This is a genomic window from Mesorhizobium silamurunense (assembly GCF_014843825.1).
Taxonomy (GTDB): domain Bacteria; phylum Pseudomonadota; class Alphaproteobacteria; order Rhizobiales; family Rhizobiaceae; genus Mesorhizobium; species Mesorhizobium silamurunense.
In genome coordinates this window covers 1-10,247 of sequence record NZ_JHQR01000296.1, presented here as the reverse complement: position 1 = coordinate 10,247, position 10,247 = coordinate 1, and the positions used below count along the sequence as shown (strand labels likewise).

12 protein-coding genes and 1 pseudogene are annotated in these 10,247 nt (G+C 64.6%); 4 read left to right on the top strand and 9 right to left on the bottom strand.

Going from position 1 to position 10,247, the window contains the following annotated elements:
- The 3 genes and pseudogenes from DH10_RS29905 to DH10_RS29895 all read right to left on the bottom strand — a co-directional run.
- Positions 1 to 214, bottom strand: a pseudogene (locus DH10_RS29905) (amidase); the annotation flags it as partial.
- 129 nt (positions 215 to 343) lie between these two features.
- The gene (locus tag DH10_RS29900) at positions 344 to 946 is read right to left on the bottom strand and encodes a sulfotransferase family protein (protein ID WP_192257463.1); all 603 of its coding nucleotides are present in this window, start codon (positions 944 to 946) and stop codon (positions 344 to 346) included.
- Between the two features lie 49 nt (positions 947 to 995).
- The gene (locus DH10_RS29895; protein ID WP_192257461.1) at positions 996 to 1,895 is read right to left on the bottom strand and encodes a VOC family protein; all 900 of its coding nucleotides are present in this window, start codon (positions 1,893 to 1,895) and stop codon (positions 996 to 998) included.
- Positions 1,896 to 2,083: 188 nt separating this feature from the next.
- Here DH10_RS29895 and DH10_RS29890 point away from each other — a divergent pair, with 188 nt between their 5' ends.
- Complete coding sequence (locus DH10_RS29890; RefSeq protein ID WP_149803665.1) at positions 2,084 to 2,383, top strand: hypothetical protein; 300 nt, start codon at positions 2,084 to 2,086, stop codon at positions 2,381 to 2,383.
- A gap of 46 nt (positions 2,384 to 2,429) precedes the next feature.
- Here the strand turns inward: DH10_RS29890 and DH10_RS29885 are convergent, their stop codons facing one another.
- From DH10_RS29885 to DH10_RS29865, 5 genes are all read right to left on the bottom strand, one after another.
- A complete protein-coding gene (locus DH10_RS29885; RefSeq protein WP_192257459.1) occupies positions 2,430 to 2,744 on the bottom strand; it encodes a MocE family 2Fe-2S type ferredoxin in 315 nt (104 codons plus the stop codon).
- A 65-nt stretch (positions 2,745 to 2,809) separates the two neighbouring features.
- On the bottom strand, positions 2,810 to 3,772 hold the full coding sequence (locus DH10_RS29880; protein WP_192257457.1) for a substrate-binding domain-containing protein: 963 nt from the start codon (positions 3,770 to 3,772) through the stop codon (positions 2,810 to 2,812).
- A 178-nt stretch (positions 3,773 to 3,950) separates the two neighbouring features.
- Positions 3,951 to 4,961 carry a sterol desaturase family protein gene (locus DH10_RS29875; RefSeq protein WP_192257455.1) on the bottom strand — a complete coding sequence of 337 codons (1,011 nt, stop codon included), beginning with the start codon at positions 4,959 to 4,961 and terminating at the stop codon, positions 3,951 to 3,953.
- Positions 4,962 to 4,968: 7 nt separating this feature from the next.
- Positions 4,969 to 5,760 carry a 3-methyl-2-oxobutanoate hydroxymethyltransferase gene (locus tag DH10_RS29870; RefSeq protein WP_192385651.1) on the bottom strand — a complete coding sequence of 264 codons (792 nt, stop codon included), beginning with the start codon at positions 5,758 to 5,760 and terminating at the stop codon, positions 4,969 to 4,971.
- A gap of 213 nt (positions 5,761 to 5,973) precedes the next feature.
- Entirely contained in the window at positions 5,974 to 6,978 is a 1,005-nt protein-coding gene (locus DH10_RS29865; protein WP_192257466.1) for a LacI family DNA-binding transcriptional regulator, read from the bottom strand.
- A 247-nt stretch (positions 6,979 to 7,225) separates the two neighbouring features.
- Between DH10_RS29865 and DH10_RS29860 the strand changes: the two genes are divergently transcribed.
- Entirely contained in the window at positions 7,226 to 7,498 is a 273-nt protein-coding gene (locus DH10_RS29860) for a hypothetical protein (protein WP_192257450.1), read from the top strand.
- 80 nt (positions 7,499 to 7,578) lie between these two features.
- Here the strand turns inward: DH10_RS29860 and DH10_RS29855 are convergent, their stop codons facing one another.
- Positions 7,579 to 7,869, bottom strand: coding sequence for a hypothetical protein (locus tag DH10_RS29855; protein ID WP_192257448.1), 291 nt, complete (start codon positions 7,867 to 7,869; stop codon positions 7,579 to 7,581).
- Between the two features lie 175 nt (positions 7,870 to 8,044).
- Between DH10_RS29855 and DH10_RS29850 the strand changes: the two genes are divergently transcribed.
- Together DH10_RS29850 and DH10_RS29845 are read left to right on the top strand one after the other, a co-directional pair.
- Positions 8,045 to 8,677 (top strand): AfsR/SARP family transcriptional regulator, encoded by a 633-nt coding sequence (locus tag DH10_RS29850; RefSeq protein ID WP_192385650.1) that lies wholly within the window; start codon positions 8,045 to 8,047, stop codon positions 8,675 to 8,677.
- On the top strand, positions 8,625 to 10,190 hold the full coding sequence (locus DH10_RS29845) for an alpha/beta fold hydrolase (RefSeq protein WP_246811664.1): 1,566 nt from the start codon (positions 8,625 to 8,627) through the stop codon (positions 10,188 to 10,190). The genes DH10_RS29850 and DH10_RS29845 overlap by 53 nt, the downstream gene beginning before the upstream one ends.
- Positions 10,191 to 10,247: the final 57 nt, after the last annotated feature.

Below are 10,247 nucleotides of genomic sequence, written 5' to 3'. Positions count from 1 at the left end.
CGACGGCCTCGCCGCGCGCGAGCGCCTGGTCGACAGCCATCGCGCCGGCACGGGCAGCTTCCTCGTCGAGGGTGACGATGGCGTTGAGGAGCGGATTGACCAGCGCGATGCGGGCAAGCTGTGCCTCCATCGCCTCGACGGCGCTGACGCGCCGCTCGCGGATCGCCGCCGCCAGCTCGCTGGCGGTCAGGAAGGTGGTGTCGGAGCGGGTCATGATTGTGTTCCTTCCTTCGGAAGGAAGTAGGGACTAGGCAGTAGGGAAGTAGGGCGATAGGGCGATGGCGGTCAAAATGTGCGGCGTTCACCCTACTGCCTACTACCTATTGCCTACTCCCTTCCCTTTTCACTTCAACGAAAGCGCCGTGCGGAACTCCTTCGTGGTGTTGCGGCTCGGATAGGGCTCGGCCGGCACTGGGACGCCGAGATGGGCGCAGAGCGGCTCCCAGCCGTCGCCGAGCTTGTGGACCAGCAGACGCTCGGCCGGCACGGTGTTGAGTACCGCCGCGACATTGGCCTCGTAGACGGCGATCGCATGCGCGCGGTCCTGCGGCCGGTCGCCGAAGACCTGTTTGGAGACGAGCGCAATGCCGAGCGACTCCTGGTCCCGGCTGCCGCCGACTGCCGGCAGGATGGTCTTTGCGAAACTCTCCCACCAGCTTTCAGGCGAGCGCCAGGTGAGGATGACGCGCGCCTCGGGATAGGTTTCGATCAGCTCGCGCCAGTAGTGCGCCGACGGCCAGTCGACGCAGGATTTATAACCGGCAAAAAGCCGGTCCCAATCCGGCACCGCGCCCTTGGCCAACGCCCGCCAGAGCCGCTTCTGCTCCTCATGCGCCGTGACCTCCGACATGTGGTGGCATGGGCCGAAGCCGAGCATCGTCAGCGCCTCGCGCATCGAATCCGTACCGGTTCGGCCGAAGCCGGTCCCTATCACCCTGATTGACATTTTTCCCCTTCTCCCTCTGTGCTTCCCGATGGGTCCACCGCGGCGCGAATCAACCTTCCTGAACCACGAGCCGCAAGCGATTGCCCTCCGGATCGGCGGTGTCGATCGCGTCGCCGATCTTTTTCGCAGGCACGCTGGCGGCGTCGAGCCTTAACGCGACAGCGGCAAGCTCTTCTGCCGAAGCAAGCTCGACCGTGAAATGGTCGAGCCCGGCCGCATTCGGCGGCGGCTCGCGCAGCTCGTCGCGCGCCCAGATGTTGAAAGCGATCATATGCGCCCGGCGCCCGGTGCCGCAATCGAACATGCCGAAGGTCCTCGACCGGATATGCGGCCGGAAGCCGAGCACGCCGACATAGAATTCCATCAGTTCCTCCGGCGCGCGGGCGCGCATATGGATGTGGCCGATGAAGGCGTCCTCGGCCATCGCGGATTCAACGTGGCCGGAATCGCCGAGATCGCGCAGCAGGCCCGGGACGTCCAGCGGCTCGAGCCCGGAATGCGCGCTGCCGTCGGCGGCAATCAGCGTCACGCGGCCGTCGGCCGATACCTCCCGGCGCTGGAAGCGCTCCGGCGTGTCGAAGCAGATCTCGATGCCGTTGCCGGACGGGTCGGAGACGTAGAGCGATTCCGAGACCAGGTGATCCTGGGCGCTGTACCGCAAGCCCGACGCCTTGAGGCGGGCGGCGGCATGGGCGAGGTCGCGGCGCGTCGTCACATGGATGGCGACATGGAAGAGATCGCGCGATTTCTGCGGCAGGGGTGTCTGCGCCCCGGCATGGAGCACTATCAGCGTCCGCCCGCCGGCGCCTAGCTCCGCCGTGGCGGCATCCCCGCCGACAAGCGCCAGTCCGAGCGTGTCGCGCCAGACGGTCAAAGCGGCCGAGATCTCGGTCACCTTGAGATGGACCGGCCCGAGACGGGTGGCTTGAGACAGCAATCCTTCGTCCATCGTCGTCTATCCGATTGCGGTCGAGGGATATATTAGCCCTGAATGATATCTCTGTCTTGCGCCATGTTCGGGTTGACCCCTCCCCGGCGGACGGCGACTATTGCCAAAAGACAATTTGCTTTCACGCAGTTCCGGACGAAAAACCGCTGCACGGTTTTCCCTGAATTGCTCAGTCAGGAGGACTTCCCATGGACGACACCGACCACTGGCGCAACATGGCGAGCGCGCCGCGGGACGGCAGCCGCATCCTGGTGACGGTGCGCTCGTCCGAACAGGGGCCGGCCGAGGTCGACATGGCCTACTGGTCGCGCGCCGACCAGTTCGGCGAGGAAGGCTGGCGGGCGTCGGACTCTTCGCCCGGACGCATCGTCGAATACGCCGAGCCGGAACTCAGATGCTGGATGCCGCTGCCATCGGCAGGGCGCGGGTCGATGCCGAGCCCCTGGGAGGGTGAGGACGTGCCGTTGGTGGATGGCGAGGGGATCTAGGCGGCGCCCTCTCCTTCTCCCCTCCTGTGGGAGAAGGAGGAGCTTTTCACCCCACCGCCACTATCACGTCCCCCGCCTCGACCTTCGCCGGATAGGTCTTCAAATTGATACATGGCGGCAGGCGCTTGGCGGCTCCGGTGCGGTAGTCGAATGCGCCGGCGTGCTTTGGGCATTCGACCTCGTAGTCCATGACCAAGCCGTCGGCGATGTGCACCGCCTCATGCGTGCAGAGCCCATCGGTGCAGAACACCTCGTCGTCGGGCGAGCGGAAGATCGCGTAAGTCCGGCCGCCATGGTCGAAGCGGCGGGCGCCCTCCTGTTCGATGTCGTCGAGGCCGCAGGCCCTGATCCAGCCGGTCATTTTTCTCACCTGTGAATTCGATCGCGGCGGGCCTCCGGGATTGCCTCGGAGGCCCGGTCCTGGGATCAGTTCTTGTTCAGATATTCCGCCGCGTTCGCCGGCGTCACCAGCTCGAAGGGCACGTAGACGACGCGGTCGACCTTCTCGCCCTTGGCAAGCGCGAGCGCTGCATCGACGCCGCCGCCGCCCTGGCCCTTGGCGTTCTGGAACACCGTCACCGAGAGCTCGCCGGCCTTCATCGCCTGCAGACCGTCCTGCGTGGCGTCGATGCCGCCGACCACGACGTTCTTCATATCGATGCCGTTGGCCTTCAGCGCCAAGATGGCGCCGATGGCGGATTCATCGTTGTTGGCGATGACGGCGTCCGGCGCCGCACCCGCGGTCAGCCAGTTGGTCATCAGGTTCTGCGCATTGTCGCGCGACCATTCCGACGACTGCTTGTCGGTGACCTTGATGAAATTGCACATGTCGGTGCCAAAGATCTGCTCGACATCCTTGGTGCGCTGGAGTGCTGCCTGATGCACCAGGCTGCCCATGATGATGTAGGCATTAGCGCCGGCCGACTTGCCCTTGGCGCGCAGCATCTTGCAGACTTCAAAAGCTTCCAGCGTGCCGGACTCGACCTCGTTCGAGCCGACATAGACCTGTTTCTCCGGCAGGTTCTTCATGTCCGACGGCTCGAGATTAACGAAGACCAGCGGAATGCCGGCCTTGGCGGCTTCCTCGCTGATGGTCTTCGACGCATTGGTATCGACCAGCGTGACGATGATGGCGTCGACGCCGCTGGCGATGAAGTTCTTGACCTGGTCGAGCTGCTTGGCGACGTCGTTATGCGCGTCCTCGATCTGGATATCGGTGCCCTTCTCCTTGGCGCGGGCCTGCATGCCGTGCATCAGAAGCGTCTGAAAATTATTGTCGAAGTCAACGATCGAGACACCGAGCTTGGCGGCGAAGGCGCTGGTCGAGACAGTCGCGAACGCGGTCGTCATCAAAGCGGCGAGCGCCGTCGAGATGAGAAGTTTCTTCACGGGTTTCCTCCCTCTGGATCTGGAGTGCCGGCTCACTCCTGTCTTGTTCACCGGCCCTTGCGGGATGGCTAAGTGAACCGCCGAAACCGTTCACGTGACTGTCTGTGCGGGCGTCATTTCGCGGCGGCGGCGTTGGCGCGCCTTCTTCTTCTCGTAACGTGGCTGTCTATCCGGGCTGTCACTTCGCGGCGGCAGCGTTGGCACGCGCCTTCTTCTTCTCATAGCGAGCCTGCATGCGGGCCTCGCCTTCCTTGCCGCCGTCGTGAAAGGTGCCGAACCAGCGGTCGAACGGGATCAGGCCGTCGCCGTAGTTCACCTCGAAATATTTGTGGTGCAGGTAGTGGATATAGGCGTGGCTATCGACGCTCGTATCCTCGGTCAGTTCCACCTTGTCGAAGCCAACATGGCCGGGGATGGCACCGAAGCCGGCATAGTGGAGCTGGTAGAGCGCCAGCAGCGGATTCGACGGGATGATCAGGTGCCAAAAGGCGACGCCGAGATAGCCGAGCTGCTCCACTGGATGCATCGACAGCGACGACCACGGCGACGGGTTCACCGAATTGTGGTGCACCGAATGCACCCATTTGTAGAGCGGCGCCCAGTGGATCGTCCGGTGCAGCAGGAAGAAATGCGTCTCGTGGATGATCGGTACCACCAGCGCCAGGCAGAACAGGTAGACCGGATGCTCGGCGAAGCTCAGCCACGGCACATAGCCATTGGCGTAGGCATAAAGGATCGCCACCTCGATCGCCGTCCAGATCGGCATGCCGGTGCCGAAGGTGCGCAGCATGTTGTCGATGTTCTGGTCCTCGAAGAAGAAGGCCTTGCTCTTCTGCTGCGACGGCCATTTGCCATTGTATTTGAAGCGGTTGCCCTGGGCTCTCAAAATGTAGAGTCGAAGCTCGAAGGTGCCGAAGAAGACCAGGAGCGCGGCGCAGTTGACGAGGAACAGGCGCAGGATCCAGCCGACCGCGAGCGTCTTCATCACCTCGACGTCGGGCAGCACGAAGCGCCACCACGCCACCGCCGAGAGGGCGAAGAGCAGATTGTAGGGCAGGAAATAATGCGGCAGCCATTTCAGCACCGCCAGCGGGCGCGGCGGGAAGACGAAGAGCGGCGCGGTGCCGGCCGGTTCGTTCGGAGCCCAGTCGCCCCTTTTGTTGCGCGTGCCGTATTGCAAGTCGTCCATGCTGATCTCACAAAGACTGGGAAAGGGTGAGGAAGCGGTCATAGGCGGCATCGTCCATGTCCACCTGATGCTTCGCTTCGGGATACGCGCCGGCGGCGACGTCGTGGCCGAAGGCGCGGAAAGCGGCGATGCGCTTTTCCTGCAGCTCGGCCTCCAGCGTGACGAAGTCGGCATAGCGCTTGGCGTGGCGCGGATAGTGGCCGGCATGGGTGCCCAGCACATCGCAGGAGAACAGGTATTGCGTGTCGCAGGCGCTGCCGCAGCCCATGCCCATGGTGATCAGCGGGGTCGAGCGTGTGATGTGCTCGGCGAGTCTGACCGGCACCACCTCGACCTCGATGCAGGCAGCGCCCGCATTCTCCATATCCTTTGCGGCGCGCAGTACCTTGAAGGCTTCTTCCGCCGTACGGCCGATGGCGCGAAAATTAGTCCAGGTCGCGCGGTTGGGCACCAGGCCGACATGGCCGGTGACAGGGATGCCTTCGGCGGCCATGGCCTCGATGAAGCGCGGCGAATGCGACGAATAGACCGCATCGGCGCCGCGCTTCATCATGGCGAAGCCCAGCCGCACCGCCTCATCGGGCGAAGCGACCGCGCCATATGGCATGCCGACGGAGAGGAACGCGTGGGGCGCCGCCTGGCGGATGGCTTCCAGATTATGATCGGGCTCGCAGGAGAGGATGACGATGCCGCAGGCGACCGCGGCGGCGGCTTCGGCGGGCGTGTCGACATGCAGCTGCAGCCATTTCCTACTGCCTTTGGCGCTCTGCAGATCGTAGGCTGTCAGCCGTCTCGCCATCGATGATCCTCCCGCTCCCGGTAAGACGATCACGGCTGGAAAAGTCCCCCTCACCCGGATTGCCACCTCTTCAAGAGAGAAGAGGATGCCGCCGGCGTCGGTGCTGCCCGGCGGCCGGATGAGGGGGAGAATGCTTGTGCCAATCGTCTCCCGGTCACGGCGAGTTAGCACCGGGATTGCAGCGAAGGCTCGCGGTTCCTTGATCAAATCAGATCAAAGGTTCTCGGCGGTGAAGGTGATGAAGCGGATCGGCGGGTTGTCGACCGGAAGGTCGTGCAGGTTAAGCGCGGCAAGCACCAGGTCGATGGCGCGGCGCGCCTGCGCCTCCGGCGCCTGATCGAGCACGACATCCATCGTGCCGTCGCGCAAGCCGCGGGTGCTGCGCTCGGTGAGTTCGTGGCCGACGAAGAATATCTCGCGGCGTCTGCCATGTCGGCGCAGCACCTCGTTCAGCGCCGTGTTGGCGCCGCCGGCATTGTAGAGGCCGGCAAGATCCGGCCAACGCTTCAGCGCCTCGTGCAGCAGCTCGGCGTTGCGGTCGCCATCGTCGAAGCCGAACAGCGCGGCCACCGGCTCGAAATCTCGCCCCTCCTCGATCAGATAGTCGAAGAAGCCGCGCACGCGGTCGCGATGCACGCGATAGATCTGGCTATGGCAGATCGCCACCACCTTGCCCGGCTGCCGCTGCATGCGCGCCATCAGCAACCCGGCCATCCGCCCGGCGGCGTAATTGTCGATGCCGACATAGGTGCTTTTGGTGCCGGAGATCTGGGTGACGATCTGCACTGTCGGGATGTTTTCCGCCTCGAGTTTTCCTAGCGCAGCGCTCACCAGCGGATGATCGGGCACGGCGAGGATGAGCGCGGCGCGCCTGAGGGCTGGCTCCAGGATGCGCTTCGCTATCGCCGCCGGATTGGCCTCGTCGAGGAAGGTGCGGTGGACGGCTATCGTGCGGTCGAGCGTCGCCGCGATGCGCTCGAAGGCGCGTGACAGCCTGGCGAAGAAGGTCGCGTCTGGCCTGACCAGGATGACCTCGATGCGGATGACGCCGCGATGCGCCTCGGGGAGCCGGCGCGGATAGTCGAGCGAGCGCGCGGCGGCGACCACCTTCTCGACGGTCTCGGGGCGCACCCCGCCCCTGCCGTTCAGCACGCGCTCGACGGTCGCCGTGCCGACGCCGGCGCGGCGGGCGATCTCGAGGAAGGTGGGCTTTGGAATCTTCGAGGCTCCCCGCTGCAGCGACGCGAGAGCCTAACCGTTCTGCTTCTGTCGGAGAAGGCGGATCGGCCCGCCCAAGCCCCCAATCTCCCCACCTGCGGGGAGATCTGCCGTTCCGGCCTCGCCATCGTCACATTAGAAAATACTAATTGACAAGCTGCCGAAAGCGGCACTCATTCGACGTAGTAAGGATCGCAGCCATGGCGGGCGATTTCTACCCGCCGACGTCAACTCGGGAGGGTCTCAAATGCCAACGATCATCGGCCATCACGACATCAGCAAAGACGCGAACCACTGGCTCACATCGCCCAAACGCGAGGAGCTGTTCGGCCCGCTCGGGATCACCAATATCCGCACCTTCGTCGACCCCCAGAACCCGAAACGCGTGGCGGTGATGATGGACGTTCCGGACATGGACAAGCTCGCGGCCGTGATGCAGAGCAAGGCGGCCGCCGATGCCATGGCGTTCGACGGTGTAGTACCGGAATCGCTCGTGATCCTGGTGGAAGAGAAGGGATAGCCGGCACGCGCCCTGGCTTCGGGCGCCACGCTCAACGGCCCAGAATATTTTGCTGAACCGCGCCTGGCTCTTCGACAGCGTCAGGCCAATGGCGTTGATCGGCGCCTGGCATTGTTTGCCGGGCCGACATTTCGATCGGACGACCGCTGTGCCAGGAAGAAGGCGCGTCCGGCACCTGCGGCCAGCGTTGCGGCACGGGTCACCGCGGCCCACAGTTCGAGCCTGTGCACGACAGATGCCCGGTGGGCTTGTTGCTTTGCGAGGTAGCGGGCCAGGGCAATGTCATGGCGCTGCGTGGCACCATGCCCGTCCTGATCGTCCGAGGGATCGACATGCCAGACGGGCCATTCGGTCAAACCGGGGCGTTGCACGGGTGTCCTCCTGAGACAAGAGCTTCAGTGCGGACAGGCTCCCCCAGCGCCGTGAGGAATGCGTGGGAACCAGCGTGATGAAATCGTGAAAATCGCCGCGCCGGCGCAATAACAGTTGAAATAGAGCGCGCTCCGCGAAAGGATCGCGCTGCACATTGTGGCTGTGGCGGATCCGATGACCGGGCCTCACCTTTATCTGCTGGGTGGTTTCGACTTTGCCGGTGTCGGGGCCGCAGTCCCGGCCTTCAGCCGCAAGGCACGTGCGATGGTGGCCTATCTCGCGCTGCAATCCGGGCATTCGCAGTCCCGCGAGAAGCTGGCGACACTGCTTTGGGGCATCAACAGCGAGACCCAGGCCCGGATGAGCCTGCGGCAGGCGGTGTCAGCCGTCAGGAGGGCCATGCAGTCATCCGGTGGGCGCTTTCTCACCGATGGCGACAACGTCGCCCTCCATCTCGATGGCCTTGATTTCGACGTCGTGCGGTTCGAGACGCTGGCGGCCAGCCCGGCGCCTGAGGATCTCGAAAAGGCGCTTGTCGTCTATCGCGGCGACCTGCTCGACGGGTTCGGCCTGAAGGAGGAACCGTTCGAGGATTGGCTGCGGGTCGAGCGCGAGCGCCTGAGGGCAATTGCGGTCGCAGTGCTGGACAGGCTGGTCGCGCACTATTCGGCGACCAACGATCCCGCCTCCTGCGCGCGCGGCAACGCGCCTGCTCGCGATGGAGCCGCTAAGGGAGGACGCCCACCGCGCCCTGATGCGAGCCTATGCGGCGCAGGGCCGGATCAATCTGGCGCTCAAGCAATATGAAAACTGCCGCGATGCGCTGCAGCGAGAGCTTAAGCTGCAGCCCAAGCCGGAAACCCGGCATCTCCATGAAGAACTGCGCACACGCCGCATGACGCCGCAAGCCGCCTCCCGGACGGCCACCTCGGGTGCTCTCCCGACATCGCCACCGGCGCCAACCCAGGCCGGAGAGCGCCGCGCATCCGGCGGCGAGCCCCTGCGCCCCCCGACCCACTATGTCAAATCGGCCGGGATCAACATCGCCTATCAGGTGACCGGCGATGGACCGATCGACATGATCTATGTGCCTGGGTGGGTCTCCAACCTCGACCTGGCCTGGGCCTCGCCGCGGTTTTCGCATGTACTCCAGCGCCTCGGCACATTCTGCCGCCTGATCCGCATGGACAAGCGCGGCACCGGGCTGTCCGACCGCAATGTCGGTTTGCCGACGATGGAAGAGCGGATGGAAGACGTGCGGGCGGTGCTGGACGCTGTCGGATCGAAGCGGACGGTTCTGTTCGGCAGCTCCGAGGGCGGTCCTATGTGCATGCTGTTTGCGGCGACCTATCCCGACCGCACGGCGGCACTCGTGCTCAACGGAGCCTACGCCAGCGGCAGATGGTCGAAGGATTACCCCTGGGCGAAGACAGCTGAGCAGGTGGAAGAGGACCTGACCGTCGTCGAAAGAGAGTGGGGAGAGCCGGCGGATATGAGCAATGCGGCACCCAGCCTGATGAATGACAGTTTCGAGAAGGAATGGTTCGCCGCCTACCTCCGGAATTCCGCCTCGCCCGCCGACGCGATCGCGCTCTGGCGCTGGGGCACCGAAATCGATGTTCGAAACATCCTGCCCGCCATCCACGTGCCGACGCTGATCGCGCATTCGGCCGGCGACCGCTGGGTCAAAGCGGAAGAAGGACGCTATCTGGCAACGCATATCGAAGGCGCGCGATACATCGAGTTTGCCGGCCGGGATCACGTGATCTGGGGCGAGAACTCCGATCGTATCGTCGACGAGATCCAGGCTTTCGTCACAGGCGCCCTGCCGGCGGCGCCTGGCGAGCGGGTGCTGGTGTCGGTGCTGTCGCTCGCGGTCGATGGCGCGGCGTCCGGTGCCAATCCGCTCGAGCACACGGCCGACGCCATCCGCGAGGAATTACTGCTCGCAGGAGGCAAGGAGATCAGCCGGGCGGCCGGCAGGCTGCTAGCTGTTTTCCAGCGGCCGACGCGCTCGATCCAGTGCGCGATCGCGATTGGCGAGCGCCTGAAGCGGCTGGGTTTCGGGGTTCACGCGGCCATTCACATCGGCGAGTGCGAGGCGCGAGGCGACGATGTCTCCGGGATCGCCATCGAGGTAGCGTTGCAGTTGCTCGACCAAGTGCCGCCGGGCGAAATCATCGCCTCCCGGACGGTGCGCGATCTCGTGGTCGGCTCGGGGCTGATATTTGAAGAGCATGGCGAGATGGAAGCCGAAGGCCTGCCCGGTCCGCTTCAGTTCTTTAAAGTCACCCCGACGCCCGTAAGTGCCGGCGCATAACCGTCCTCGGCAGGATAAGCCGGCGGGACAGCCCCCCTCATATGAGGCGAGTTGTGT

Bases quoted from the DNA above. Each gene is read 5' to 3' on its own strand.
- DH10_RS29900 (WP_192257463.1), bottom strand. From the start codon at position 946: ATGTCAATCAGGGTGATAGGGACCGGCTTCGGCCGAACCGGTACGGAT.
- DH10_RS29895 (WP_192257461.1), bottom strand. From the start codon at position 1,895: ATGGACGAAGGATTGCTGTCTCAAGCCACCCGTCTCGGGCCGGTCCAT.
- DH10_RS29890 (WP_149803665.1), top strand. From the start codon at position 2,084: ATGGACGACACCGACCACTGGCGCAACATGGCGAGCGCGCCGCGGGAC.
- DH10_RS29885 (WP_192257459.1), bottom strand. From the start codon at position 2,744: ATGACCGGCTGGATCAGGGCCTGCGGCCTCGACGACATCGAACAGGAG.
- DH10_RS29875 (WP_192257455.1), bottom strand. From the start codon at position 4,961: ATGGACGACTTGCAATACGGCACGCGCAACAAAAGGGGCGACTGGGCT.
- DH10_RS29870 (WP_192385651.1), bottom strand. From the start codon at position 5,760: ATGGCGAGACGGCTGACAGCCTACGATCTGCAGAGCGCCAAAGGCAGT.
- DH10_RS29860 (WP_192257450.1), top strand. From the start codon at position 7,226: ATGCCAACGATCATCGGCCATCACGACATCAGCAAAGACGCGAACCAC.
- DH10_RS29850 (WP_192385650.1), top strand. From the start codon at position 8,045: ATGACCGGGCCTCACCTTTATCTGCTGGGTGGTTTCGACTTTGCCGGT.
- DH10_RS29845 (WP_246811664.1), top strand. From the start codon at position 8,625: ATGCGAGCCTATGCGGCGCAGGGCCGGATCAATCTGGCGCTCAAGCAA.